Source organism: Paraburkholderia sp. XV (assembly GCF_020177535.1).
GTDB classification, from domain to species: Bacteria; Pseudomonadota; Gammaproteobacteria; order Burkholderiales; family Burkholderiaceae; genus Paraburkholderia; species Paraburkholderia caribensis.
In genome coordinates, this window is sequence record NZ_JAGUUD010000086.1 from 1 (window position 1) to 24,751 (window position 24,751).

Annotated in this window: 24 protein-coding genes and 1 pseudogene; 7 read left to right on the forward strand and 18 right to left on the reverse strand. The window is 64.1% G+C overall.

Annotated features, from left to right (window positions below):
• Window positions 1-242 precede the first annotated feature (242 nt).
• The gene (gene gap / locus KFO72_RS30280) at window positions 243-1,253 is read right to left on the reverse strand and encodes a type I glyceraldehyde-3-phosphate dehydrogenase (RefSeq protein ID WP_224101776.1); all 1,011 of its coding nucleotides are present in this window, start codon (window positions 1,251-1,253) and stop codon (window positions 243-245) included.
• 107 nt (window positions 1,254-1,360) lie between these two features.
• Complete coding sequence (gene tkt / locus KFO72_RS30285; RefSeq protein ID WP_054928992.1) at window positions 1,361-3,379, reverse strand: transketolase; 2,019 nt, start codon at window positions 3,377-3,379, stop codon at window positions 1,361-1,363.
• Between the two features lie 589 nt (window positions 3,380-3,968).
• On the opposite strand from tkt, the gene KFO72_RS30290 reads away from it, so the two are divergent.
• Window positions 3,969-4,382 carry a VOC family protein gene (locus KFO72_RS30290; protein WP_054928993.1) on the forward strand — a complete coding sequence of 138 codons (414 nt, stop codon included), beginning with the start codon at window positions 3,969-3,971 and terminating at the stop codon, window positions 4,380-4,382.
• Window positions 4,383-4,401: 19 nt separating this feature from the next.
• The gene (locus KFO72_RS30295) at window positions 4,402-5,142 is read left to right on the forward strand and encodes a 16S rRNA (uracil(1498)-N(3))-methyltransferase (protein WP_224101775.1); all 741 of its coding nucleotides are present in this window, start codon (window positions 4,402-4,404) and stop codon (window positions 5,140-5,142) included.
• A gap of 96 nt (window positions 5,143-5,238) precedes the next feature.
• On the opposite strand, the gene KFO72_RS30300 is transcribed toward KFO72_RS30295, so the two are convergent.
• Window positions 5,239-5,799, reverse strand: a complete 561-nt coding sequence (locus KFO72_RS30300; protein WP_054928995.1) for a barstar family protein — start codon at window positions 5,797-5,799, stop codon at window positions 5,239-5,241.
• Between the two features lie 16 nt (window positions 5,800-5,815).
• The gene (locus KFO72_RS30305; protein ID WP_060599673.1) at window positions 5,816-6,226 is read right to left on the reverse strand and encodes a ribonuclease; all 411 of its coding nucleotides are present in this window, start codon (window positions 6,224-6,226) and stop codon (window positions 5,816-5,818) included.
• Here KFO72_RS30305 and KFO72_RS30310 point away from each other — a divergent pair.
• A complete protein-coding gene (locus KFO72_RS30310; RefSeq protein WP_225033679.1) occupies window positions 6,225-6,614 on the forward strand; it encodes a hypothetical protein in 390 nt (129 codons plus the stop codon). The two genes, KFO72_RS30305 and KFO72_RS30310, sit on opposite strands and share 2 nt — an antisense overlap.
• Here the strand turns inward: KFO72_RS30310 and KFO72_RS30315 are convergent.
• Window positions 6,611-8,907, reverse strand: a pseudogene (locus KFO72_RS30315) (NADP-dependent malic enzyme). The gene KFO72_RS30310 and the pseudogene KFO72_RS30315 overlap by 4 nt on opposite strands.
• Before the next feature lie 250 nt (window positions 8,908-9,157).
• On the opposite strand from KFO72_RS30315, the gene thiL reads away from it, so the two are divergent.
• Genes thiL through KFO72_RS30335 form a run of 4 tightly spaced genes read left to right on the forward strand, consistent with a single transcriptional unit; the run spans window position 9,158 to window position 11,845 of the window.
• Window positions 9,158-10,153: a thiamine-phosphate kinase gene (thiL, locus tag KFO72_RS30320; RefSeq protein WP_225033681.1), complete on the forward strand. Its 996-nt coding sequence runs from the start codon at window positions 9,158-9,160 to the stop codon at window positions 10,151-10,153.
• On the forward strand, window positions 10,143-10,760 hold the full coding sequence (locus KFO72_RS30325) for a phosphatidylglycerophosphatase A (RefSeq protein ID WP_176053819.1): 618 nt from the start codon (window positions 10,143-10,145) through the stop codon (window positions 10,758-10,760). Before thiL ends, KFO72_RS30325 begins: the two co-directional genes overlap by 11 nt.
• Window positions 10,761-10,803: 43 nt before the next feature.
• Window positions 10,804-11,304: a CinA family protein gene (locus KFO72_RS30330; protein WP_036002584.1), complete on the forward strand. Its 501-nt coding sequence runs from the start codon at window positions 10,804-10,806 to the stop codon at window positions 11,302-11,304.
• 31 nt (window positions 11,305-11,335) lie between these two features.
• Window positions 11,336-11,845: a cupin domain-containing protein gene (locus KFO72_RS30335; protein WP_225033682.1), complete on the forward strand. Its 510-nt coding sequence runs from the start codon at window positions 11,336-11,338 to the stop codon at window positions 11,843-11,845.
• A gap of 34 nt (window positions 11,846-11,879) precedes the next feature.
• Here KFO72_RS30335 and pyrF read toward each other — a convergent pair whose 3' ends face one another.
• The 13 genes from pyrF to mtgA form a co-directional block, all read right to left on the reverse strand.
• A complete protein-coding gene (gene pyrF, locus KFO72_RS30340; RefSeq protein WP_036002577.1) occupies window positions 11,880-12,695 on the reverse strand; it encodes an orotidine-5'-phosphate decarboxylase in 816 nt (271 codons plus the stop codon).
• Between the two features lie 143 nt (window positions 12,696-12,838).
• Window positions 12,839-13,897 (reverse strand): aldose 1-epimerase, encoded by a 1,059-nt coding sequence (locus KFO72_RS30345; protein WP_060599670.1) that lies wholly within the window; start codon window positions 13,895-13,897, stop codon window positions 12,839-12,841.
• A gap of 183 nt (window positions 13,898-14,080) precedes the next feature.
• Complete coding sequence (locus KFO72_RS30350) at window positions 14,081-15,007, reverse strand: SMP-30/gluconolactonase/LRE family protein (RefSeq protein WP_225033683.1); 927 nt, start codon at window positions 15,005-15,007, stop codon at window positions 14,081-14,083.
• Window positions 15,004-15,804 (reverse strand): SDR family NAD(P)-dependent oxidoreductase, encoded by an 801-nt coding sequence (locus KFO72_RS30355; RefSeq protein WP_060599668.1) that lies wholly within the window; start codon window positions 15,802-15,804, stop codon window positions 15,004-15,006. Before KFO72_RS30355 ends, KFO72_RS30350 begins: the two co-directional genes overlap by 4 nt.
• A gap of 51 nt (window positions 15,805-15,855) precedes the next feature.
• Complete coding sequence (gene araH, locus KFO72_RS30360; RefSeq protein WP_225033684.1) at window positions 15,856-16,872, reverse strand: L-arabinose ABC transporter permease AraH; 1,017 nt, start codon at window positions 16,870-16,872, stop codon at window positions 15,856-15,858.
• 105 nt (window positions 16,873-16,977) lie between these two features.
• Window positions 16,978-18,492 (reverse strand): L-arabinose ABC transporter ATP-binding protein AraG, encoded by a 1,515-nt coding sequence (gene araG, locus KFO72_RS30365; RefSeq protein ID WP_054929022.1) that lies wholly within the window; start codon window positions 18,490-18,492, stop codon window positions 16,978-16,980.
• A 180-nt stretch (window positions 18,493-18,672) separates the two neighbouring features.
• Window positions 18,673-19,671 (reverse strand): arabinose ABC transporter substrate-binding protein, encoded by a 999-nt coding sequence (locus KFO72_RS30370; RefSeq protein ID WP_054929004.1) that lies wholly within the window; start codon window positions 19,669-19,671, stop codon window positions 18,673-18,675.
• A 177-nt stretch (window positions 19,672-19,848) separates the two neighbouring features.
• Window positions 19,849-20,625, reverse strand: coding sequence for an SDR family oxidoreductase (locus KFO72_RS30375; RefSeq protein WP_060599667.1), 777 nt, complete (start codon window positions 20,623-20,625; stop codon window positions 19,849-19,851).
• Window positions 20,622-21,302: a 2-dehydro-3-deoxy-6-phosphogalactonate aldolase gene (locus KFO72_RS30380; protein ID WP_054929006.1), complete on the reverse strand. Its 681-nt coding sequence runs from the start codon at window positions 21,300-21,302 to the stop codon at window positions 20,622-20,624. Before KFO72_RS30380 ends, KFO72_RS30375 begins: the two co-directional genes overlap by 4 nt.
• A 65-nt stretch (window positions 21,303-21,367) precedes the next feature.
• Entirely contained in the window at window positions 21,368-22,426 is a 1,059-nt protein-coding gene (locus KFO72_RS30385; protein WP_054929007.1) for a 2-dehydro-3-deoxygalactonokinase, read from the reverse strand.
• Window positions 22,423-23,376, reverse strand: coding sequence for an IclR family transcriptional regulator (locus KFO72_RS30390; RefSeq protein WP_054929008.1), 954 nt, complete (start codon window positions 23,374-23,376; stop codon window positions 22,423-22,425). The genes KFO72_RS30385 and KFO72_RS30390 overlap by 4 nt, the downstream gene beginning before the upstream one ends.
• A gap of 27 nt (window positions 23,377-23,403) precedes the next feature.
• Complete coding sequence (locus KFO72_RS30395) at window positions 23,404-23,931, reverse strand: hypothetical protein (RefSeq protein ID WP_225033685.1); 528 nt, start codon at window positions 23,929-23,931, stop codon at window positions 23,404-23,406.
• A gap of 39 nt (window positions 23,932-23,970) precedes the next feature.
• Window positions 23,971-24,717 (reverse strand): monofunctional biosynthetic peptidoglycan transglycosylase, encoded by a 747-nt coding sequence (gene mtgA / locus KFO72_RS30400; RefSeq protein ID WP_054929010.1) that lies wholly within the window; start codon window positions 24,715-24,717, stop codon window positions 23,971-23,973.
• Window positions 24,718-24,751 lie beyond the last annotated feature (34 nt).

The window sequence follows — 24,751 nt, forward strand, 5'->3', positions numbered from 1 at the left end:
TGCCGCCCCGCACAGGGGCGACGCCTGAAGCAAGCTAACAATTCGCGGATGCCAGCGAAAGCGAAAGCGAAAGCAAAAGCAAAAGCAAAAGCAAATCGCGGATACCAGCGCAAAGGTCCAGAAAACCAAACCAAACCAACCGCACCGCGACCAAAACCAACCCCAAAAAGAAAAAGCCGCCCAAAGGACGGCCTCTTCCCGCTGAACAGCGAAAAAAACTTACTTGAACAGCGAAAAAAAACTTACTTCGCGTTAGCGAGTGCAACCGCCGTATCCAACATGCGGTTCGAGAAACCCCACTCATTGTCATACCAGCTCGACACCTTCACCAGACGGCCCGACACCTTGGTCAGCGTCGCATCGAACGTCGACGAAGCCGGGTTATGGTTGAAGTCGATCGAAACCAGCGGCGCCGAGTTATACCCGAGGATGCCCTTCAGCGCGCCTTCCGACGCTTCCTTCATGATCGCGTTGACTTCATCAACCGTCGTATCGCGCTTGGCGATGAACGACAGATCGACGATCGACACATTGATAGTCGGAACACGGATCGCGTAACCATCCAGCTTGCCGTTCAGTTCCGGCAGCACGAGACCGACCGCCGATGCAGCACCCGTCTTCGTCGGGATCTGGCTATGCGTGGCCGAACGCGCGCGGCGCAGGTCTTCGTGATACACGTCGGTCAGCACCTGGTCGTTCGTGTACGCGTGGATCGTGGTCATCAGACCCGTTTCCAGACCGATCTTGTCGTTCAGCGGCTTGACGAGCGGCGCGAGGCAGTTCGTCGTGCACGATGCGTTCGAGATGACCGTGTCCGACGCCTTCAGCACGTTGTGGTTCACGCCATACACGATCGTCGCGTCGACGTCCTTGCCGCCCGGCGCCGAAATGATCACCTTCTTCGCGCCACCCTTGATGTGTGCGCTCGCCTTTTCCTTCGTCGTGAAGAAGCCCGTGCATTCCAGCACGACGTCGACGCCCAGCTCGCCCCACGGCAGTTCAGACGGATTGCGGTTGGCCAGCACGCGGATCTTGTCGCCGTTGACGATCAGGTTCTCGCCGTCGACGGTCACTTCGCCCGGGAACTTGCCATGCGCCGTGTCGTACTGCGTCAGGTGCGCATTGGTCTTGGCGTCGCCGAGGTCGTTGATCGCGACGATCTCGAGATCGTGCTTCTTGCCGTTTTCATAGAAGGCGCGCAGCGTATTGCGGCCGATCCGGCCATAGCCGTTGATTGCGACGCGAATCGTCATGTTCTATCTCCTGATGGCTGAAAAAATTCTTCCGTGATGCTTCGGCTGATGCGCGACCAGCCGTCATGCGCGCCGCCGGAACGCAGCGCGCATGACGTGGCGCGCAATTAGCCGAGTGCGGCCTTGGCCGTCTCGACAACCTTCTCGACGGTGAAGCCGAAATATTTGAACAGCACGCCGGCCGGCGCGGATTCGCCGAACACGTCAATCCCGACGACGCCGCCCTCCAGACCGACATACTTACGCCAGAAGTCCGTCACGCCCGCTTCGATTGCGACGCGGCGCACGCCGTGCGGCAGCACGCGCTCGCGGTATTCGGCGTCCTGCTTGTCGAACGTGGTGGTGGACGGCATCGACACGACACGTGCCGCAATGCCTTCGCGCGCCAGCGCTTCGACCGACTTCATCGCCAGTTCGACTTCCGAGCCCGTCGCGATCAGGATGATCTTGCGCGCCGGAATGTCCTCGTTCCAGTCCTTCAGCACATAGCCGCCCTTCGCGATGTTCGCGATCTGAGCATCCGTGCGCGGGTTGAATGCGAGGTTCTGGCGGCTGAAGATCAGGCTCGACGGACCTTGATGCTCGATGGCCTGCGTCCACGCAACCGCCGTTTCGACGGTATCCGCCGGGCGCCATACCTGCATGTGCGGAATCAGGCGCAGGCTCGCGACGTGTTCGATGGACTGGTGCGTCGGGCCGTCTTCGCCGAGGCCGATCGAGTCGTGCGTGAACACGAAGATGGACGGCGACTTCATCAGTGCGGCGACGCGCAGCGCGTTGCGGCTGTAGTCCGAGAAGGTCAGGAACGTGCCGCCGAACGCCTTGTGGCCGCCATGCACCGCGAGACCATTGATGGCCGCGCTCATGCCGAATTCGCGCACGCCGTAGTTGACGTAGTTACCCGCCGCGCCGTTCTCGCCGACGCGCACGTACTTCGCCGCCTTCCAGTTGGTCAGGTTCGAGCCCGTCAGGTCAGCCGAGCCGCCGACCAGTTCCGGCAGCACGGCCGCGAGGCCTTCGATAGCCTGCTGAGACGCCTTGCGGGTCGCGATGGTTTCAGCGCGCTCGTTCGCGCCAGCGATGATCGCCTGTGCCTTCTCCGCCCAGTCGGCGGGAAGCTTGTTCGCCATGCGGCGCTCGAAATCGGCAGCTTCCTGCGGGTACTTGGCGCGGTATGCAGCGAACGCGTCGTTCCATTCGCCTTCGATTTTCGCGCCCTTCTCCGTCGCGTCCCACGCTGCGTAGACTTCCGGCGGAATCACGAACGGCGGATAGTGCCAGCCGAGCTTCTCGCGCACGGCCGCGACTTCCTTTTCGCCCAGCGCCGCGCCGTGCACGTCGTGCGTGCCCGCCTTGTTCGGCGAGCCTTCACCGATCACGGTCTTGCAGCAGATCAGTGTCGGCTTGTCCGACTGCTTCGCCTTCTGGATCGCGGCGTCCACGGCGTCGACGTCGTGACCGACCACGCCCGGAATCACGTTCCAGCCGTATGCCTCGAAGCGCTTCGGCGTGTCGTCGTGGAACCAGTGAACCACTTCACCGTCGATCGAAATGCCGTTGTCGTCGTAAAACGCGATCAGCTTGTTCAGCTTCAGCACGCCCGCGAGCGAGCAGGCTTCGTGCGAGATGCCTTCCATCAGGCAGCCGTCGCCGAGGAACACATACGTGTGGTGATCGACGATCTTCGCGTCAGGCTTGTTGAATTCGTTCGCGAGCAGCGACTCGGCGAGCGCCATGCCGACCGAGTTCGCGAGGCCCTGGCCGAGCGGGCCCGTGGTCGTCTCGACGCCCGGCGTGATGCCGTACTCGGGGTGGCCCGGCGTCTTCGAGTGCATTTGACGGAAGTTCTTCAGCTCTTCCATCGGCAGGTCGTAGCCCGTCAGATGCAGCAGCGAGTACAGCAGCATCGAGCCGTGACCGTTCGACAGCACGAAGCGGTCGCGATCGGACCAATGCGGGTTTTTCGGGTTGTGACGCAGGTGTCGCGACCACAGCGCAACACCGATCTCGGCCATGCCCATGGGCATGCCGGGGTGACCGGAGTTCGCTTGTTGAACGGCATCCATGGCGAGCGCGCGGATCGCGTTGGCCATCAGGGAGGTGGGTGCGGGAGACGAGGTCGTCATGTCGAGTCCGGAGAATGGTCCAAAAAGCGGAGGCGCCGTTGATGGTCCGGAAGCCCGGCGGCCAGTCTGCTTCGGCGCACGGTGCGGCGCCGGGAGACGCGGGGCAGGCAGAGCAAACGGACAGGGCTGCGAAGCGGAATATTCTAACAGATAGCCGGCCGCGTCTTCGGCCATAGGACGGGCGTTTCGGAGCGATCCAGCGCGCATGGGCACCCGGCCGGCGCACGCTGCGCAGGCCGTCGCTGCGTCATGCGGCCTCGATCTGCGGCCTGTTTCCCGCGCGCTTGACGGCGCGCAATCTCCAGAACTTTTTCGGCCCTGTCTAGATCCTTCCGTGTGTTGTCGCGATTTACGATTCCGCAAAGCAAGCACGATCCTGCGAAAATCCGGATGCGCCTGACGCTGGAAATATCGCCGTGCGGTTCATTATTCGCCGTTCGTCGCGTATCCAGCGATAAACTAAGCCGATTCTTAGAGCGTTAGGTTTGAGAGTGCTGCAAAATTCATCGCTTCTTCGGCACTGGCCGCCGCGAGGCAACCCTGGTAGCGAAGGCGATGGCATGACGACCCACTGGTTCAGGAGAGTTCGATGACTGCCTCACGCCCCGCCGGAGTGCCATGGCTGACGCCGTATCTGACCGTCCGCGATGCGCGCACCTCGATCGCGTTCTTCGAAGCGGCGTTCGGTTTCCGGGTCCGGGACAGCGTGCACGACGATGGCGCCGTCATGCACGTCGAGATGACGTATCAGGATCAATTGATCGTCATGTTCGCCCCGGAAGGCGCGTTCGGCTCGACGGCGAAAACCCCGAAAAGCGCGGCCACGACGGCACCCCAATCGTTTTACCTTTATGTCGACGACGTCGACACGGTCTATGCGCGGGCCATTGCGGCCGGCGCCAGGTCGCTGAGCGAACCGCAAGATCAGTTCTGGGGCGATCGTTTTGCCCAGATCGAAGATCTCGACGGCTACCGCTGGGCGTTAGCCTGCCACCTGTCTTGAATGAATGAGAACTTTCCTTATGCCTCGCTTCTTCGTCGGCACCCCGTTCAAAACCGACGACATCGTTTCCCTGCCGGATGAAGTCAATCGGCACGTGCGTGTCCTGCGTCTGCAACCCGGCGACACCGTGAGCCTGTTCAACGGCGCCGGCGGCGAGTACAGCGCCGAAATCGTCGATATGGATCGCCATGGAACCATCGTGCGGATCGGCCCGTTCCGCGACGTCGAGGCTGAGCCGCCCTATCGGTTGACGCTCGCACAGGGTATCGCCGGCAGCGACAAGATGGACTGGCTGATCGAAAAAGCGACCGAACTCGGCGCGTCCGAATTCGTGCCGCTCACGACCACGCGCAGCGTCGTGCGCCTGTCCGGCGAGCGCGCGCAACGCAGGCAGGTTCACTGGCAGCGGATCGTGCAGGCGTCGTGCGAGCAATGCGGGCGCAACCGCCTGCCGGAAGTGATGCCGACACGCGAACTCGCCACGTGGCTCGGCTCGATGCCGAAGGAACCCGCCGACGGCGAGTTGCGCCTGCTGCTGTCGCCGCGCGCGAGCGTGCCGTTCTCCGCCTTGCCCAGCGAGCCGCCGACCGTCCGCGCGCTGATCCTGGTCGGCCCGGAAGGCGGCTTCTCCGCTGCCGAAGAAGCGGCGGCGGCGAGCCACGGTTTTACGTCCGTCGGTCTCGGCCCGCGCGTGCTGCGCACCGAGACAGCCGGGATCGCCGTGCTGTCCGCGCTGGCCGCGCGCTGGGGCGGCTGGTAAGCGGCGCGTCTTGCGGCGCCTTCCCCCGAAAAAAGCCATCACCTGAATGCAAAAGGCCCGCCAATTGGCGGGCCTTTCTTATTTCAGATCAAACACTCAGGCAAACGAGTAAAACACCCGGAACGCCACCTTGCGCTCCGCCCAGAACTCTGCGGCCTCGCGGAACACGTCGAGCAGCGTTTCACGTGCTTCCTTGTCGAATTTGATCGCGATCGGCAGCGCTTCGAGCACGATGACGAATCCCGGTTGCGAGCCAGCCTTATGAACGAGATCGGTCAGCGAGTCGTACAGCGCGTCGTAATTCTTGCCGAAATGCTTCGGAAACAGGAACGACGTCGCGATGGTTTCCATCACTTCCTGCTTCGACTGGGCGTTGCCCACGAATGCATAGAGGAAATGCTGACCGAGCCGAGCCGCTTCGTCGGCGAGATCCTGCACGCGGAACGCGCGGATCGACTGCACGATGTTCGGTCGTACGGTCTGGAAAAGACTCATGCGCTCCTCTTCCGATGAAAGGCCCGTACTGGCTTCGTTCTGGACGTCACGGACCTGGCCGGCATCGCGCATCTGCATGACGCGCTGGAACATATTGCCGTCGCCGGCCGCGAGAAAATCCGTCGCGACTTTCGAGTCGTGCGCGTAGACGTTGTCGCTCATGCCGATTATCCCGATGTCATTCAATAATGCGATTAAAACTGGCGTAGTGGTCGTCTGAGTAGTAGCAATTGGCGGTCCGCCTGAGCGGCCCCCCACAGACGATGCGCCGTGCGCCGCGATCGCGGGCGCCTGGCGTGGGAACGGTGTATTCGTGGTAATAGCCGCGCCGGTGCGGCGGCAGCAACCGCTCACGATTGCCGAATACGACGCCGTCCTTCTCATACGGATAAGGCCCGCCAGCTGCAATCAAGTTCAATGTGCTGACGGCTTGCGGCGGCAATTGCGCCACCGCGATCGTGCCTCCCGCCTGCCCCTGCTGCGCTTCCCGGGCCAGGGCGCCCGCCGGAAAGCCGCCTGATCCAACGACCAGGCCGCCAACCGTCAAGGCGGCGATCAGCACGCCGTCGCGGAGCCACTTGCGTGCCATGAGTCCAGGATTCCCGCTGTTAACTAACGAGTTTGACGACCATGAAAGTCGTAAGGGTATCGCTAATGTCTTTTGGAATCAACGTTCATTAGTCGGACGAAAGGTCGTCCAGGCGAAAACCGGCAGGGCGCCGACGCCAGATATGACACATTTTGACAGAGATTTTAGCCCGATTGAGATAAAGTTATCTCAAGGCAAGATGTTGGACGGCGTTCATGCCTCGTCGTCCGGACAGTTCGCACAACCGATTCACGTCAAGCATCTGCCTTTTTGCGGGATGGCTAATCCCCAGCCATTGCTCGAAGGCGTGCCCATCGCGGGCACGCCTCTTTTTTTGCCTGCGCGAGCTAAGAACCAACAGCTCGCGCCGAAACAATCGCAGATTTAACGCGTTGCGTTCACATCCGCGACGAGCAGCGCCGTCACATGTTGACGATCCGGCGAACGGTTGCCGACGGCGTCAGCACATGCACCGGCTGCGCCGCGCCGAGCAGGATCGGCCCGATCGCGATGTTGTTGCCGGCTGCCGTCTTCAGCAGGTTGTACGAGATGTTGGCGGCGTCGATATTCGGCAGCACCAGCAGGTTCGCGTCGCCTTCCAGCGTCGAATCCGCGAGGATTTCCTTGCGCAGGTTCGCGTCGAGTGCCAGGTCGCCGTGCATTTCGCCGTCCACCTGCAGATGCGGTGCACGTTCCTGCAAGATAGCCAGCACATCGCGCATTTTCTGCGCAGAAGGCGCGTTGCTCGTGCCGAAGTTCGAGTGCGACAGCAGCGCGATCTTCGGTTCGATGCCGAAGCGCCGCACTTCTTCCGCCGCCATGATCGTGATCTCGGCCAGTTCCTCCGCCGTCGGATCGACGTTCACGTGCGTATCAACGAGGAAAATCTGGCGGTTCGGCAGCACCAATGCGTTCATTGCCGCGTAGACCTTCGCGCCTTCCTTCTTGCCGATCACCTGATCAATGAAGTGCAGGTGGCGGTGGGTCGTGCTGACCGTGCCGCAGATCATGCCGTCGGCGTGGCCCTTCTTCACCAGCATCGAGCCGATCAGCGTCGTGCGGCGGCGCATTTCCAGCTTCGCCATCTGCTCCGTGAAGCCCTTGCGCGACATCATCTTGTGATAGGTCTGCCAGAAGTCGCGGTAGCGTTCGTCGTGGTCGGTGTTGACGATCGTATAGTCCTGGCCATTGACGAGACGCAGGCCATACTTCGCGATGCGTTGCTCGATCACAGCCGGACGGCCGATCAGAATCGGCTTCGCCAGCTTTTCGTCGACGGCGATCTGCACCGCGCGCAGCACGCGCTCTTCCTCGCCCTCGGCGAACACGATGCGCTTCTTCTCCGGCTCGACGCCACGCGCGAGCTGGAAGATCGGCTTCATCGTCGTGCCGCTGTGGTAGACGAACTGCTGCAGATGCTGCTTGTACGCCTCCATGTCTTCGATCGGACGCGTGGCGACGCCGGCATCCATCGCAGCCTGCGCAACGGCGGGCGCGATCTGAACGATCAGGCGCGGATCGAAAGGCTTCGGAATCAGATACTCCGGACCGAACGACAGGTCCTGAATGCCGTAAGCCGTCGCGACGATGTCGGATTGTTCCTGGCGCGCCAGTTCCGCGATCGCGTTGACTGCGGCAATTTCCATTTCCTTCGTAATCACCGTCGCGCCGACGTCGAGCGCGCCGCGGAAGATGAACGGGAAACACAGAACGTTATTGACCTGGTTCGGATAGTCGGTGCGGCCCGTCGCGAGCACGGCGTCGGGGCGCACTTCGAGCGCGAGTTCCGGCAGGATTTCCGGCGTCGGGTTGGCGAGCGCGAGAATCAGCGGCTTGTCGGCCATCTGCTTGACCATGTCCTGCTTGAGCACGCCGCCCGCCGACAGGCCGAGGAACACATCCGCTCCGCCCATCACTTCCGACAGCGTGCGCGCGTCCGTCTCACGAGCAAACCGCTCCTTGTCCGGGTCCATCAGTTCCGTGCGGCCCTTGTAGACGACACCGGCCAGGTCGGTCACGTAGATGTTCTCGATCGGCATGCCGAGATCGACCAGCAGGTTCAGACACGCCAGCGACGCAGCGCCCGCGCCCGACGCGACCAGCTTCACTTCCTTGATGCTCTTGCCGACCACCTTCAGCCCGTTCGTGACAGCCGCCGCGACGACAATCGCCGTGCCGTGCTGGTCGTCGTGGAAAACGGGAATCTTCATGCGCTTGCGGCATTCGCGCTCGACGATGAAGCAGTCCGGCGCCTTGATGTCTTCAAGGTTGATGCCGCCGAAGGTCGGCTCGAGCGCCGCGATCACCTCGACCAGCTTGTGCGGGTCCGACTCGTTCAGCTCGATGTCGAACACGTCGATACCGGCGAATTTCTTGAACAGGACGGCCTTGCCCTCCATGACCGGCTTCGACGCGAGCGGCCCGATGTTGCCCAGGCCGAGCACCGCGGTGCCGTTCGACACGACGCCGACCAGGTTGCTGCGCGCCGTGAAGCGCGCCGCATTCAGCGGGTTTTCGACGATCGCCTCGCACGCGAACGCAACGCCAGGCGAGTACGCCAGCGCGAGGTCGCGCTGGTTGATCATCTGCTTGGTCGGGGCGATCGCGATCTTCCCGGGGGTCGGGAATTCGTGATAATCGAGTGCGGCTTCACGGAGTTTGATATTGACGGGAGTCGACATAAGCGGACTTGGAAGTGCGGATTAGAATAGATGTTCGATCGCATTGTAGCGCCAATCCCAAAAGTCGAACCCTGCAATCCGGGTGCAAGTGCCGCGACCGAAACAGCGTGAAAGGAAAGCACACCGTTTTGTCGGCCTCCGCGCCGCGACTACAATGCGCGCCTTTAGCATCGTGTTAGCTTCGATTAGCGTTTCTTGAGCGCATCCATTCACCCGCTTCCGCCGTCTTTCGCACTCGTACGCCTCATTTATGCTTTCAGAGTTTTCGCTGATAGACCGCTTCTTCGCGCGCCGCGCGTCGGATTCGACCTACCCGCAGCGCGCTGCCTTGGGCATCGGTGACGATTGCGCGCTGCTTGCGCCGCCCGCTGGGGAGATGCTCGCCATTTCGACGGACATGCTGGTCGAAGGCCGCCACTTCTTTCCCGACGTCGATCCGAAGGCGCTCGGTCACAAGGCGCTCGCCGTCAATCTGTCGGACCTCGCGGCGATGGGCGCAAAGCCGCAAGCGTTCACGCTCGCGTTCTCGCTGCCGAAAGCCGACGCCGACTGGCTGTCCGCGTTCAGCGACGGTCTCTTCGAACTCGCCGGGCGCCATGGCTGCGAACTGGTCGGCGGCGATACGACGGGCGGGCCGCTGAATCTGTGCATCACCGTATTCGGCTCGGTGCCGCCGCAGAGCGCGCTGCGCCGCGACGCCGCGCAGCCCGGCGACGACATCTGGGTATCCGGTACGCTGGGCGACGCGCGTGCGAGCCTCGGCGTGCAACGCGGCGAGTGGTCCGCGGATGCCAGCGACGCTGCGACATTCCGCCGCGCCATGGAGCTGCCCGAGCCGCGTGTCGCGCTGGGTCTGGCGTTACGCGGGATCGCGCGCGCCGCGCTGGATATTTCCGACGGCCTGGCGGGCGACCTGATGCACATCCTCGAACGCTCGCGCGTGAACGCGACCGTCGACGCCGACGCGCTACCACGGTCGGACGCGCTGCGCCGTCTCTCCGCGGACATCCAACGCCGCTGCACGATCGCGGGCGGCGACGACTACGAGTTGTGCTTCACTGCGCCGCCCGCCGCGCGCGCCGAAGTCGTTGCAGCGGGTCAACAGGCACGTTTGCCCGTGACGCGCGTCGGTACAATAACTCCGCTCGATGCGGCCGACGCCGTGCCCGCGATCTCGTGGCACGACGCGTCAGGCGCTCCACTTACATTGACGTTGCAAGGCTTCGATCATTTCCATGCAGAATGAATCCTCGCTTGGCCCGGCCGGCAGTTTCTCCGACGCGCCAACAGGCGGACAGCCCGGCCCATCCGGCGGCACACCCGACGGCAAGCCTGAAGGAGCGTCGAACGGCGAGCCGCGCGCGCCGCGGCCCCGCCGCGCGACCGCGCGCTTCATGCTGTCACATCCGTTGCATATCTTGTCGCTGGGTTTCGGCAGCGGCCTGTCGCCGATTGCGCCCGGCACGTTCGGCACACTCTTCGCGTGGGCATCGTTCGCTGCGTTCAGTGCGCAGTTGACCGTCATCGAATGGGGCATTCTGATCGTCGTCGGTTTTGTCGCGGGCATCGGCATTTGCAGCTTCACCGCGAACCGGCTCGGCATTGAAGATCCGTCGCCCGTCGTGTGGGACGAGATCGTCGCGTTCTGGCTGGTGCTGCTGATGGTGACGCCCGCCACCTTCACGGGACAGCTGTGGGCGTTCATCGTGTTCCGCTTCTTCGACATGGTGAAGCCGCCGCCCATTCGTTATTTCGACCGCAGACTGAAAGGCGGCTTTGGCATCATGTTCGACGATCTCGTCGCGGCGTTCTTCACGTTGCTCGTGATTGCGCTCTGGCGGATGTCGGTCTGATCGTTTCCTGCGTTTCCCGCGTTTTCCTTATCCCGAGCCCAGCATGACTACCGATTCCGTCGTTCACCAACTCGCCATTCGCGCCGGCAATCGTCTGCGCGACGAGCGGCTGATGCTTGCCACGGCTGAATCCTGCACGGGCGGCATGGTCGCGACGGCCATCACCGATATTTCCGGCAGCAGCGGATGGTTCGAGCGCGGCTTCGTCACGTACTCGAACCAGGCCAAGAGCGAGATGATCGGCGTGCCGCCCGATCTCATCGAGAAGCACGGCGCCGTGTCGGAGCCGGTCGCGCGGGCGATGGTCGAAGGCGCGTTGCGCAATTCCCGCGCGCAGGTCGCGCTGTCGATTACGGGCGTGGCCGGCCCCGGCGGCGGGACGGAGACAAAGCCGGTCGGGATGGTGTGCTTCGGATGGAGCAACCGGCTGCATACCGTCGTCGAGACGCTGGTGTTCAAGGGCGACCGCGAGCGCGTGCGCGTGCAGGCGGCGACGCACGCATTGCGCGGGCTGTTGACCTTGCTCGACGAACGCGAGCGTTGAGCTTCCTCATTCCCGACTACGGCAGGAAATCATGGCCCGTCATATCGCCCGCGACGAACTGATTCGCCGCTTCGATTTGCAGCCGCATCCCGAAGGCGGCTTCTTTCGCGAGACGTACCGCTCGGCCGACGCGATCCGCCGCGAGGGTTCCGCCGATTCCCGCTCCGCCTCCACGGCGATCTACTACCTGCTTTGCGACGGCGCGCACTCCGCGTGGCACCGCATCCAGTCGGACGAAGTCTGGCATTTCTACGCGGGCGATCCGCTCAACGTCTATGTGCTGGAAGACGACGGCTCGCTCACGGTGCATCGTCTGGGCAACGCGATTGAAGATGCCGGCTGCGTGTTTCAGGCCGTCGTCACGTCCGGCCGGTGGTTCGCCGTACAGTGCGACGATGCGGCGGGCGTTGCGCTCGTCGGCTGCACGGTCGCGCCGGGGTTTGAGTTCAGCGAGTTCGAGATCGCGGATGTCGACGCGCTGGTGCGAGAGTATCCGCGGCACCGCACGCTGATCGCGAAGTTAGGGCCGGCCCGCGCTTGACCGGGGCCGCCCTGCGCAGCACTAACGCCGCGCCTTAGCGAAACGCGTTGATACGGTCGCGCGTGTCCTTCGCGGCCTGCGCGGCGGCTTCGACCCAATCGTCGCCCTTGCCCGCGTACAGAATCGCGCGCGACGAGTTGATCAGCATGCCCGTGCCCGCTGCCGTGCGCCCTGCCCGGACCGTCGCTTCGACGTCGCCGCCTTGCGCGCCGATACCGGGAATCAGCAGCGGCATGTCGCCGACAATGCCGCGCACCACTTCGATTTCCTTCGGGAACGTCGCGCCGACCACCAGACCCAGTTGCCCCTTCGCGTTCCACTTTTCCGCCGCGAGCCGCGCGACAGTCTGATACAGCGGACGACCTTCCGTCTCCAGAAACTGCAGGTCCGAGCCGCCCGGATTCGACGTCCGGCACAGCACGATCACGCCCTTGCCGTCGTGCTCCAGGTACGGCTCGATCGAATCGAAGCCCATGTACGGATTCACCGTGACGGCGTCGGCGCGATAACGGTCGAACGCTTCGCGCGCGTATTGCTCGGCCGTGCTGCCGATATCGCCGCGCTTCGCATCCAGAATCACGGGCAGGCCGGGATGCTTCAGGTGGATGTGCGCGATCAGTTGCTCAAGCTGCTCTTCGGCGCGGTGCGCGGCGAAATAGGCAATCTGCGGCTTGAACGACGATGCGTAAGGCGCCGTCGCGTCGACGATCTTCTTGCAGAAATCGAAGATCGCGTCAGAACGGTTGGCGTACGCGCCGGGAAACCTGGTCGGCTCGGGATCGAGGCCGACGCACAGCAGCGAATTCGTCGTGTGCCATGCGTGGTCGAGCGTCTGGATGAATGTGGACATAGGAAATCTCGCGGCGCGCGGGTAACGGATGAGCCGCGTATTTTACTCGCGCGGCGCATTGCGGGCCGCATCCGCGATCGGCCCGTTGCCGCTGTCCGCCCTTTATAGCCGCCCTTGATACCCGCCCTGATTGCCCGCCCTTGCTATCCGCGCTTCGCCGCGCGGCCGCCTGCCATCGCGCGCAGTCCTGTGCGCTCGACCGCGAAGCTGAACGAGCGCGCAAGCCGCTGGCCGCGCGCGAGCATCGTCATGCCGTTGTCGGTGGCACCGCCCGGCAGGTTCATCGCGTTGATCGGATGATCGACGGGTTCGAAGCAGAAAAAGTCTTTCGACGGCGGCGTGTAGAGGATGTAGTACTCGGTGCTCGACGACATTGTCAGCGACAGGCGGCGCTTCGGCCACACGACCGTCGCATGGCCGCTCCAGCCGGTGAACGCATGATTGACGAGCGAGCGCGGCAACGGATACGCCACGCCGAACTGCCACGCGGGCGGCACGGGCACATGGCGTACTGGCAGCCAGTCTTCGCCGGACAGCCACAAGCCTGCCGCAGCCGCCGACAGTTGCGTGTCGGCATCGCGCACCAGAAACGGATGCACGCCAAGGCCGAACGGCATCGCTTCGCGGCCGGTGTTTTCGACTTCGAGCGTGATGACGAGCGTCGAGCCGTCCAGCGCGTAAGTCTGCGTCGCGCGATAAGCGTACGGCTTGCCGTCGCGGCGGTCGAGCGTCAGCGTGAGGTTTTCGGCGTCGGCGGCGGCGATGGTCCAGTTCGCGAGCCAGCCGTCGCCGTGAATCGGCAGCGATTCGCCCGTGCGGTTGCACGGCACGTCGATCGCGCGCTCGCCGAGCATGAACTGCCCGCCGCCGATCCGGTTCGAATACGGCAGCAGCGAATAGCAGGCGAGATCGTTCGCGTCGGTGTCTGCATCGACATGACGGCAGCGCCGGAACACGGGCACGAGCGTGCCTTCGTTGCGAAAGTCGAAGCGCGTGACACCACCGCCCAGCGACGGCGCCACATCGAGCCTTAGCAGCGAATTGGCGAGCGTCACGCAGGCGACGTCGGCGGCGCTTCCCGCGCCGACGGCCACCGCGGACGTACTCGGCCCGGCTAGCACGGGCTGCACGGTGGCCGCGAGGCGTGCGCGGCGCGCACGAGATTGTGGAGAAGATGGGACAGCGGAATTCGCGACAGTCATATCACACTCCCACGAGAGGCATCGGACGGCATGATCGGCGCATCGGAGAACAGATGGCTGCTTGTGCGGGCGGCACGTCGTAGCGGCCGCCTCCTGAGTTTTGCTGCGCGCCCCAAAGCCAACTGCGTTCGGGGCGTGGACTACCTGCTTCGGATACTGCCTGAATCTTTTAGTTCGCTTGCCTTACGCGCTGCGCTTCGCCGCAAGCGCGGCAGGCGATCCCTTGAACACCGGCTCCGGCAAACCGCGCCGGCCCTGCGTTGCGACATACACGCCGCCGGCGCGCGTATCGCCTGACAGCGCCTGGGCGTCGAGCCCGACACGCGCGCTCGTCACATACAGCGTGCCGAGTTGCGCGCCGCCCAGCGCGACGCAGCTGGGCTGCACGGTCGGCACGTCGACGCGCTCCGTTTCCACACCGCTCGCGTCGTAGCGCACCACGCGCCGGCCGCCCCACTGCGCATTCCACAGGCCGCCTTCGCTATCGACCGTCGAGCCATCCGGCTCGCCCGTGCTATCCGTCAGCCTCACGAACAGCCGCTGGTTTGCGACGCTGCCGTCCGCGCGGTAATCGCAGGCGCGGATTTCGAGCGTCGGCGAATCGCAAAAGTACATGGTCGCGCCGTCGGGGCTGAACGCGATACTGTTCGAAATCGCGGGCGATGGCAATGCCAGACGTTCGAGTGTCAGATCGTGATTCAGCCGGTAAAACCCGCCGATGGCCTGCACGGGCGACGCTTCGTCCTTCGTGCCGAACACGAAGCGTCCCTGGCGATCGCAACGGCCGTCGTTGACGCGCGTGTTCAAGCCCGGCTCGACTTCGACGATGGACTCGATCTCGCCCGTCGCAAGGTCGAAGAAAGCCAGCCGCGACGCGAGACCCAACAGCATGTAATGCGGATCGGCGCACAACGCGAAAGTCGACAGCCGCTCCGGCATACGCCAGAACGTGCTGCGGCCATCGCGCGGATCGTAACGCCAGAGCCGCGCGCCTTCAATATCCGTCCAGTAGAACAGGCCGCTGCGCGCGTCCCAGGTTGCGCCTTCGCCCAGCGTGCATTTCGAATCGACCAGCAATGCAGCCTGAACGTTGGTGATCGTGTCGCTCATGCCCAGCCTCCATCGACGATGACTTCCTGCGCAGTGATCATGCGGCTGTCGTCGGCGGCGAGGAAGAGCGCCATCCGCGCGAGGTCTTCGGGCAGCAGTTCGGCGTCGATGCACTGGCCCTGCTTGATCGCGAGACGCCCGGCGTCGTCGAGCCACAGGCGCTTCTGTTTTTCCGTCATCACCCAGCCCGGCAGCAGCGAATTGACGCGAATGCCGAAGTGACCGAGATCGCGCGCGAGTCCTTTCGTGAGGCCCTGCACCGACGACTTCGCCAGCGTGTACACGGGATAGCCGCCGTTCTTCAACATCCAGCTGATCGAGCCGAGATTGATGATCGAGCCGCGCTGCGCCGCTTTCATGTCGTCGGCGACGGCCTGCGCCGCGAAGAACTGGTGACGGATGTTGACGGCGATGCCCGCGTCGAACGACTCGGGCGTCACGTCTTCGATCTTGTGGCGCTTGTCGTTCGCTGCATTGTTCACCAGCACTTCGATCGGGCCGAGCGCCGCGCGCACGTCGGCGATCGCCTTTTTCAGCGCGTCGATATCGGTCAGATCGACGCGTAGAAACAGCGGTTTGTGACGCGAATCGCCGAGTTGATCGGCGAGCGCGTCGCCCGCCGTTTCGTCGATATCGAAGAACGCGACGCGCGCGCCCTGCGCGACGAAGTGTTCGACGAACGACGCGCCGATCCCCGTCGCGCCGCCCGTAATCAGCACCGTGCGATCCACGAGGCTCGGATAGCGCGCGTAGACGCTCTGTTCTTCACGCGCGTTCGCGTTGGCGGGAGACGACATCGTTCGGTTTCCTTCTTCTGGCGTTGAGCGTAGAGAAAAATCAGTCGCTAATCAGTCACGCGAGCCGCGGTTCTTCAACTGGTCCAGCAGCACCGCCGCGAGCAGGATCGCGCCGCGCACGAGGTACTGATAGAACGCGTCGATGTTCATCAGGTTCATCACGTTTTCGACGGTGCCCATGATCAGCACGCCGATCACGACGCCCGAAATCGTCGCGCGGCCGCCGAGCAGCGACACGCCGCCCAGCACGCACGCCGAAATCACGTTCAGCTCGAAACCTTCCGCGGCGTTCGGCTGACCCGACGTGATACGCGACGCGAGAATCACACCCGCCAGCGCCGTCACCGCGCCCTGAATCAGGAAGATATAGACGCGCGTACGTTCGACATTGATACCCGCGAGACGCGACGCCTCCGGATTGCCGCCGATCGCGAGCGTGTTGCGACCGTACACCGTCGAGTTCAGCATCACGCCGAACACGATGAAGCACACCAGCGTCACCCAGATGGGCAGCGACACGCCGAACATCGACAGGCTGCCGAGCGCGATGAACGTATCCGACGACACGCCCACGGCCTGACCATGCGACACGATGAAGCCGAGGCCGCGCACGATTTCCATCGTCGCGAGCGTCGTGATCAGCGCGTTGATGCGCAGATACGCGATCACCGCGCCGTTGACGAAGCCGATCACCGAACCCGCCACGACAGCGGCGACGATCGCGATAAACGTGTTGCCCGTCGCGTTGAGCACCATCGCGCACAACACGCCGGCAAAGGCGACCGTCGAACCGATGGAAAGGTCGAAGTCGCGCGACGCGAGACAGAACATCATCGTGCACGCAACCATGCCGATCTGCGAAATCGACAGCGCGAGGCCGAGCATGTTCTCGATCGAGAAGAAGTGATCGACGGTCAGCGACATCGTGATGAACATCACGACGAAGATCACGATCAGGCTGTACTCCGTGATCTGCTGCCACCACTTCTGCTTGTCGTTGGCTTGCGGAATCAGCGCTTCAGCGGCGCTCTTGGCGGCCTGTTGCGTGAGGTTTTCTCTGGCTTGCATTTGGTTCACTCCTCCCGTTCCCCACGGGTTACAGGACTGTTGTAGATCCTGTCAGTTACAGATGTCTTGCGGCTTTCGTTTCATCCAGCCGGCGTGCCCGGGCGTTCAGGCCGCCTGCGCCGTCGTCGAGCTCTTCGGCAGCGCGAGGCTCAGCACCGATTGCTCGGTGGCAGCGCTGCGCGGCAGCTCGCCCGAAATGCGCCCCTGGCGCATCACGAGAATCCGGTCGGACACGCCCAGCACTTCCGGCAATTCCGACGAGATCATCACGATCGCGCAGCCGCGCTCGGCCAGTTCATAAATCACGTTATAGATTTCGTGCTTCGCGCCGACGTCGATGCCGCGCGTCGGCTCGTCGAGAATCACGACGCGCAGATCCGGCTCGGCCAGCCAGCGCGACAGAATCGCTTTCTGCTGGTTGCCGCCCGAAAGAAACCGGATTTTCTGACGGCGGCTCGGCGTCTTGATCTTCAGCAGCTTGATGAAGCGGTCAGCCGTTTCGGCTTCCTTCTTGCGATCGAGAAACAGCCCCGCCTTCAGATAGTGACGGCGGCAGCTGATATTGATGTTCTCCGCCACGGAAGCTATCGCGACGATGCCTTCTTCCTTGCGGTCTTCCGGGCACAGCACGATGCCCTGGCGAATCGCTTCGCCCGCGCTCTTCACCTTGATCGGCTTGCCGTCGAGCACCAGTTCGCCGCCCTTCTTCGGATCGTCGCCGTAGATCAGGTGCATCAGTTCGCTGCGGCCCGCGCCCACCAGCCCGAAGAAGCCGACGATCTCGCCGCGCCGCACCTCGAAGCTCGCCGGTTCCGTCAGCGGTTTGCCTTCGATGTTCTTCACCGAGAAGCGCACTTCGCCGAGTTCGCGCGGCCGGTAGCCGTAGATGTCCGAGATTTCGCGGCCGACCATTTCCGCCACGATCGTGTCGCGGCTCACGCCTTCCAGCGTCGGATGCGACGCGACCTTGCGGCCGTCGCGGAAAATCGTGCACGCGTCGCACAGCTGATAGATCTCGTCCATGCGGTGCGAGATGTAGATCAACGCGCGGTTGTCGGCGCGCAGATTGCGCACCAGCTTGAACAGCACCTCGGTTTCGCGGTGCGACAGCGAACTGGTCGGCTCGTCGAGCGCGATCACGCGGGCGTTGCGCATCAGCGCCTTGCAGATTTCGACCATCTGGCGTTGCGCGATGGAGAGCTTGCGCAGCTTCGCATTCGGATCGAGATCCACGCCCATCGCCGCGAGTTGCTCGCGCACGTAGCGCTTCGCGTCGGCCTTCTTCACGAAGCCGACCGTGTTCGGCAGGCGGCCGAGCAGCAGGTTTTCCGAGACCGTCAGATCGGGCACGTACTGCAGTTCCTGGTGAATCACCGCGATGCCCGCGCCAATCGAGGCGCCCGCATTCGCGAACCGCACCTCGTTGCCGTCGATCATCATGCGGCCGGAATCCGGCTGATATTCACCGCCGAGAATTTTCAGCAGGGTCGATTTCCCTGCGCCGTTTTCGCCCATCAGGCCATGCACCTGGCCGGCATGCACGTCGAAAGAGATGCCGTCGAGCGCACGCACGCCTGGAAACACCTTGCCGATATTGTCAAAACGCAGCGTCGCTGACACTTTGCCTCCTGTTGCTTCGATTGAACCTTCGTTCATGCCGCAGCCGTTCGCCCGGTGCGGCGTTCACGATGGCTTGCCCCTCTGCTTCTGAACCGTTCCGTGCCGCACGCCCCGCCGATCACGGCCGGGGCGCGCGGCGCGTGAGTGCCGCTCATGTGCACTCACACGCGTGCGTCGCGCTTACTTCGATGCGAGACCCATCTTTTCACGCACTTCGCCGACGTTGTCGCGCGTGGCGAGCATGCCCGTCGTCAGCGTGAGCTTCGGCGGTTCCTTGCCTTGCGTGATCCACGAGTACATCAGTTCCGACGTCTCTTCGCCGTGGCGCTTCGGGCTGATGATCACGGTGCCGAAGAAGCCAGTCGGGTTCGGCTTCTTGAACTCGTTCAATGCCGAGTCCGAGCCGCCAATGCCGATGCCGATCATGTTGTCGGCCTTGAAGCCGCGGCCTTCCGCTGCGCGCACGGCGCCGAGCACGGCTTCGTCGTTCAGGCCGTAGGCGACCCAGTGCTTGAAGTTCGGATTCTTCGTCAGCGCGATGTTGGCTGCGTTGAACGCGTTTTCCGTGTCGGTCTTCGCTTGCGGCGCGGCGATGATGTTGGCCTTCGGGAAACCGGCGGCGATCAGCGCGTCGGTGGCGCCGGCCGTGCGGTCATGCGCCGTCGGCAGCTGTTCGTAGGTCACGTCGATTGCGCCGACGTCCTTCATGTCCCAGCCGCGCTTCTTGATTTCAGCCGCGATGCCTTCGCCAACCTGCTTGCCGATGTTGTAAGCCGAGATGCCCATGTGCGGCACCGATTCGATCGGCTTGCCTGCGCCGTCGACGAGGCGGTCGTCCACCGTCATCATCTTCAGGCCGTCAGCCTTCGCCTTCGCGACGATGCCCGGTCCGAGCTTGACGTCCGGCGTGCAGATCACGAAGCCTTGTGCCTTTTGCGCAGCGAGGTTGTCGATTGCGCTCATGACCTTCTCGCCCGAAGGCGCGCCGATCTTCACCAGCGTGAAGCCCTTTTCCTTCGCAGCGGCTTCGGCGAACTTCCACTCGTCCTGGAACCACGGCTCTTCCGGCTGCTTCACGAGGAAACCGATCTTGACCGGGTCGGCGGCTTGCGCAACGGGTGCGTTGAACAGCACCGCCGTCGCCGCTGCTGCCAGCGTGAGGAAAATTCTGCGTTTCATGATGCGTGTCTCCTGACTAATGAGTAACGAGAAGGTTATCGGCCGCGTCTTCTTGTACCGCCACCGACACACGCGGCCAGCGCGTCAGGCGGTTCACACCGTCGCCCCGGGTGCGGAGCGGCTTTGCTGCTTTTTCTGTTCCTTCGCTACTGCTTTGTTCTTTGCTTGTTCAGTCTTTCAGTCGTGGTAAAGCGCAGAGCGCCCGCCATCGACCGTGATGCAACTCGCGTTGATGAAGGGCGCTTCATCCGAGGCGAGAAAGACGGCTGTCATCGCGACTTCTTCCGGCTTGCCGATGCGCTTCATCGGCTGCAGATCGAGCGTCGCCTGCTGCGCGGCGGCAGGATCGGACTGACCGTCCCACCAGTCGCGCGTCAGCTGCGTTTCGATGTAGCCCGGCGCGATCGCATTCACGCGCACGTTGCGCGGCGCGTATTCGATGCCGAGCGCGCGCGTGAGGCCGATCACGCCGTGCTTTGCGACCGGGTACGGGAAGCAGCCCGGAATGATCTTGAACGAGTGTGTCGACGCGATGTTCACGATGCTGCCCGCGCCGCGCTCGACCATGCCCGGCAGCACCGCGCGGCAGCCGTTCCACACGCCGTCCAGATCGACGGCGAAGCAGCGGCGCCAGTCTTCGTCGGTCATCGTCAGCGGGTCGCAAAACACGTTGATGCCGGCGTTGTTCACCAGCACGTCGATCGGGCCGAAGGCGCTTTCGCCTTCGCTCACCGCGCGCTGCACGGACGCGGATTGCGTGACGTCCGTCTGGACGGCGAGCGTCTTGCCGCCCGTTTGCGCGGCGATGTCGGCGGCCGTGCGCTGCGCGGTTTCGATGTCGAGCTCGGCGAGCACGACAGCGGCGCCCTCGCGCGCGAACGCCGTCGCGATCGCCGCGCCGATGCCGCGTCCCGCACCCGTCACCAGCGCGACCTTGCCTTGCAGCCGTTTCATTTCTTCACGCCCGCGCGCGCGATGCGCAGCCCGTTGATGAACGCCTTCGCATGCGAAGCCGTCGTCGTCGCCGGCTGGCCGGGCTTGTACAGCGCCGAGCCGAGTCCGAAACCGTTCGCGCCCGCGGACAGGAACGGCCCCATGTTGTCCGGCGACACACCGCCGACGGGCAGCAGCGGCACGTCCTTGTGAATCACCGCGCGCCACGCCTTCACGACCTGGCAGCCGAGCTGCTCGGCGGGGAACATCTTCAGCACGTCCGCGCCGTTCTTCAGCGCGATAAAGGCTTCCGTCGGCGTCGCGACGCCCGGCGCGCACGCCATCGCGAGCGACTTCGCCGTCGTCACGACTTCGGGGTCGCTGTGCGGCATCACGATCAGTTCGCCGCCCGCCGCCTTCACGTCGTGCACGAGTTCGCCGCGTAGCACCGTGCCCGCGCCGATGATGGCGTCTACAGGCACCGCCTGGCGGATCGCCGCAATGCTGTCGAACGGGTTCGGCGAATTGAGCGGCACTTCGATGATGCGAAAGCCTGCTTCGTACAGCGCGCGGCCGTGGTCGGCGGCATCGGCGGGCGTGATGCCGCGCAGAATCGCGACCAGCGGGCACGCTTCGAACGCGGCCATCAGGCCGGCGTGCGGCTGGTACGGTGCGGGCAGATTCAGATCGAGTGACATGTCGGTTCCTTGGGTTCGTTGCGCGCCGGCGCGGATCTCGTTCAGCTCGCGCTTCGGGTCGCGCTTCAGTTCAACTGAGCGGCGCCCGACGCTTCGCCGACCAGCCCCGCTTGCGCCGCGATGCGCCACAAGCCGCGCTCGGTCGCCTGCTTCACGAGGTCCGCCTGATGGCAGCCGAATTGCGCAAGCGCGAGCCGGTAGCGTTCACACAGCGCCTCGTTGCCGATCAGTTGCAGCGCGCTGCCGGCGAGCGTCGAATGCTGTTGCGCGAGCGCCGCTTCGAGGCCGCTCAGTTCGTGGCCGATCAGCAGGCCGGACAGATAATCGGGTTGCTGCTCGCGCGCAAGCTGGCCCGTCAGGCCCAGCGTGCGCGTGCTGAAAATCGTTGCGAGCACGCCGGCGCGGCCCTTGTCGCGCGCAACTCGCACGCCGCGCAGGAATGCATCGGTGTCGGGCTGGTCGGGCGTGAGCATCGTGCGGCCGAGAATCGTGTGCTCGGAGAGCGCGGCGAAGACTTCACCCGTCATGAACGTGTCGAAGCGCTCGATCTTCGCGTCGCGCACCATCACCCACTTCGCGTGCGTGCCCGGCAGGCCGATCAACAGGCCCTTGCCCGCCGCCGACGGTCCCGCGCAGGCCAGCGCGCCGAAAATCTGCGTTTCCTCGCCGCGCATCACGTTGGGCAGTTCGCCGTTCTGCAGCACGCCGGGCACGATATTCAGCGGCACGCCGCGCGCGGTCTGCACGCGCACGATGCCGCCGACGAGCGCATCGGCGCTGGCGGGCGCATTCACGTACGGCGCTTCCTTCCAGCCTTGCGCGCTGCCGACCATGCCGGCCGCGATCACGGGCAGCCCGGGCGCGCGGTCCAGCCACGCGCCGACGACGGCATCGAACGCCGCGTCGAAACCGCCGTCCGCCGCCGGGCGCGGCAGATTCATGATGCCCGCCGTCGACGCGCGCGTTTCCAGCACCGCGCCGTTCGCATCGAACAGATAGGCGCGCAGCGACGTCGTGCCCCAATCGAGCGCGATCAGCGCGGCCGATGTGACATTGGCTGCCGCTGCCGCCGTCTGCGCCGGCTGGGCTTGTTCCGTGGACAGGGTCGAGCCCGTCTGAGTCATCGTTTGATCCTGCGGGTAGTCGGTTGCGGAACACGCCAGCCCAGTTCTTCCGAAATCGCGCGCGCCTCGCGCTGCACGACGGGAATCAGTTCGTCCATGCGCTCGAGCGACATGTACGGAATCGTGCTTGCGACCGACAGCGCCGCGACGATCGAACCCGACGCGTCGCGCACGGGTGCGGCCACGCAGCGGATCGACGCTTCGTTCTCTTCGAGGTCGAACGTGAAGCCGCCTGCCGAGTAGTTCGTCATGCGCTGCATGAAGGTCTGCTGGTCGGGCCGGTTGTCGGGCTTGAAGCTGACGCCCGCGAGCGCGCGGCGCGACGCGTCGAACAGCGACTGCCACTGGTCGGGACCGAGGTCGAGCATCATCGCCTTGCCGATACCCGTCGAGGCGAGCGGCATCCGGTGGCCGACGCGCGAGCGCATTTCGAGGCCGCGCGTACCGGGAATCTTGTCGATGTACAGCACGTCGTCGCCGTCACGCACGCCGAGGTGGATCGTGTCGTGCGTCAGTTCGGCCAGCGACGCCAGATGCGGACGCGCGACGGTCGTGAGCGGCATCTGCTCGAGCGCGATCGTGCCGAGTTCGATCAGCTTCGGGCCGAGCAGGTAGCCGCCCTGCACCTGGCGCAGATAGCGCGCCTGGACGAGGCTGCTGACGAGCCGGTGCGTCGTGCTGCGCGTCGTGCCGAGCGCGGCGCCGAAGGTGCGCAGATCGCGCACGCCCGCAGCGGCGGCTTCGAGGATCGCGAGGCCGCGCAGCAGCGTCTGCGTGCCGGCTTGCTGCGGCGTGATGTCGAGCAGCGTGCTCGGCAGGCCGATGGTGTCGGCGGGCGGCGTGGGCGCGACCGCGCCGTTGGCGGGACGCGCGGCCGGCTTGCGCGGCGTTTCGACTTCAGGCGCCTCGGGCGCTTCGGACTCGACGTGAGAGGTCATCGCTTTGTTCATGGCGACTGGCAACAGACAAAAGGTGAGTTACCGCGAAATGCCGGCGTGACGGTGCGCGTCGGGCGAGATTCGAAGCTGCGCAAGGTTCGCGCGGGTAAGCGCGAGCGGGTTGTGCAGCAAGGTGCTGGAAGGCATGGCGTGGTGTCTCCGATTTTCGTCCCGCTTCGGTGCGCCGCGCGGCTTGCGCTGGCGACGAGGCGGTGTTTCTTGGCCGGTCTCGGCTCGTTGAACCGGATTGTAGGGCGCTTTTTTGAGATTCACCAACATATGAACGTCGAGTCCATATTTTGGGAATTGTCGATGACGAACCATGGCGGAGGTCCGCGAAGACTCCAGCGCCGAGCACCCGCCGACTGGCCGGGCTCGCGCTTGCACGACGGCCTCGGCCTCGAATACAAGTTCACGAAGAACGTAAGCATGTTCTCGGAACGCACGCGCGACGCGTCCCACGCGTACGACACGGACTGGACGAAGAACGACTTCGTGGTCGGTGCGAACTACCGGTTCAGTTACCCGCTCGCAGCCACCAGACGCAAAAATGGCGATGATCCGCATGGATCATCGCCATTTCATTTTTTGCGCTCGGCGAGAGGCTCAGTCCGGCAGTTCCGCCGCGCCCATCCGGCGCGCGATCACCCGCGCGCGCTGCGTGAGATAGCCGGAAGTACGATGCTCGTCGAAATATTTCGGCCTCGGCAGCATCACGGCGAGCCGCGCCGACTGCCCCGCTGTCAGCTTCGCAGCCGACGTCTTGAAGTAATAACGCGCCGCCGCTTCCGCGCCATAGACCCCATTGCCCCATTCAACCGAATTCAGATAGATCTCGAAGATGCGCTCCTTGTCCATCAGCGTCTCGAGCATCCACGTGATGATCAGTTCCTGGCCCTTGCGGATATAGCTCTTTTCACGCGACAAGAACAGATTTCGCGCCAGTTGCTGCGTGATCGTGGAGCCGCCCGCGACGATCTTGCCGCGCGCCTTGTTCTTCTCCCATGCCTGGAGAATCGCGTCTGTCTCGTAGCCGTTGTTGTTGGCGAAGTTCGCATCTTCCGAAGCGATAATCGCGCGCTTCAGGTTGCGTGAGATCTGATCGTAGGGAACCCACGTATGCTGGATCGACAGATCGGGACGATCTCGCGAAAGACGCCAGGCATCGGAACGCATGAATGCCGTCGATTGCGGATTCACAGAGTTCCACACAGCGATTTGCGCGAAATAGAAAAGCTGCGTGGCGACCCACGCGACGACGAAGACCGCGCCGGCATACATCACCCAGCGCGCGGGACTCGCTCCGGCCCGCTGGCCCTTCGCGCGCCTCGTCTTGGTCGTTGTCGTCGCCATGTCGTGGAATCAGAACGCGCGCCGTTTGCGCCCA

Bases quoted from the DNA above. Each gene is read 5' to 3' on its own strand.
- gap (WP_224101776.1), bottom strand. From the start codon at position 1,253: ATGACGATTCGCGTCGCAATCAACGGCTATGGCCGGATCGGCCGCAAT.
- tkt (WP_054928992.1), bottom strand. From the start codon at position 3,379: ATGACGACCTCGTCTCCCGCACCCACCTCCCTGATGGCCAACGCGATC.
- KFO72_RS30290 (WP_054928993.1), top strand. From the start codon at position 3,969: ATGACTGCCTCACGCCCCGCCGGAGTGCCATGGCTGACGCCGTATCTG.
- KFO72_RS30295 (WP_224101775.1), top strand. From the start codon at position 4,402: ATGCCTCGCTTCTTCGTCGGCACCCCGTTCAAAACCGACGACATCGTT.
- KFO72_RS30300 (WP_054928995.1), bottom strand. From the start codon at position 5,799: ATGAGCGACAACGTCTACGCGCACGACTCGAAAGTCGCGACGGATTTT.
- KFO72_RS30310 (WP_225033679.1), top strand. From the start codon at position 6,225: ATGAGTCCAGGATTCCCGCTGTTAACTAACGAGTTTGACGACCATGAA.
- KFO72_RS30305 (WP_060599673.1), bottom strand. From the start codon at position 6,226: ATGGCACGCAAGTGGCTCCGCGACGGCGTGCTGATCGCCGCCTTGACG.
- thiL (WP_225033681.1), top strand. From the start codon at position 9,158: ATGCTTTCAGAGTTTTCGCTGATAGACCGCTTCTTCGCGCGCCGCGCG.
- KFO72_RS30325 (WP_176053819.1), top strand. From the start codon at position 10,143: ATGCAGAATGAATCCTCGCTTGGCCCGGCCGGCAGTTTCTCCGACGCG.
- KFO72_RS30330 (WP_036002584.1), top strand. From the start codon at position 10,804: ATGACTACCGATTCCGTCGTTCACCAACTCGCCATTCGCGCCGGCAAT.
- KFO72_RS30335 (WP_225033682.1), top strand. From the start codon at position 11,336: ATGGCCCGTCATATCGCCCGCGACGAACTGATTCGCCGCTTCGATTTG.
- pyrF (WP_036002577.1), bottom strand. From the start codon at position 12,695: ATGTCCACATTCATCCAGACGCTCGACCACGCATGGCACACGACGAAT.
- KFO72_RS30345 (WP_060599670.1), bottom strand. From the start codon at position 13,897: ATGACTGTCGCGAATTCCGCTGTCCCATCTTCTCCACAATCTCGTGCG.
- KFO72_RS30350 (WP_225033683.1), bottom strand. From the start codon at position 15,007: ATGAGCGACACGATCACCAACGTTCAGGCTGCATTGCTGGTCGATTCG.
- KFO72_RS30355 (WP_060599668.1), bottom strand. From the start codon at position 15,804: ATGTCGTCTCCCGCCAACGCGAACGCGCGTGAAGAACAGAGCGTCTAC.
- araH (WP_225033684.1), bottom strand. From the start codon at position 16,872: ATGCAAGCCAGAGAAAACCTCACGCAACAGGCCGCCAAGAGCGCCGCT.
- KFO72_RS30370 (WP_054929004.1), bottom strand. From the start codon at position 19,671: ATGAAACGCAGAATTTTCCTCACGCTGGCAGCAGCGGCGACGGCGGTG.
- KFO72_RS30375 (WP_060599667.1), bottom strand. From the start codon at position 20,625: ATGAAACGGCTGCAAGGCAAGGTCGCGCTGGTGACGGGTGCGGGACGC.
- KFO72_RS30380 (WP_054929006.1), bottom strand. From the start codon at position 21,302: ATGTCACTCGATCTGAATCTGCCCGCACCGTACCAGCCGCACGCCGGC.
- KFO72_RS30385 (WP_054929007.1), bottom strand. From the start codon at position 22,426: ATGACTCAGACGGGCTCGACCCTGTCCACGGAACAAGCCCAGCCGGCG.
- KFO72_RS30390 (WP_054929008.1), bottom strand. From the start codon at position 23,376: ATGAACAAAGCGATGACCTCTCACGTCGAGTCCGAAGCGCCCGAGGCG.
- KFO72_RS30395 (WP_225033685.1), bottom strand. From the start codon at position 23,931: ATGCGGATCATCGCCATTTTTGCGTCTGGTGGCTGCGAGCGGGTAACT.
- mtgA (WP_054929010.1), bottom strand. From the start codon at position 24,717: ATGGCGACGACAACGACCAAGACGAGGCGCGCGAAGGGCCAGCGGGCC.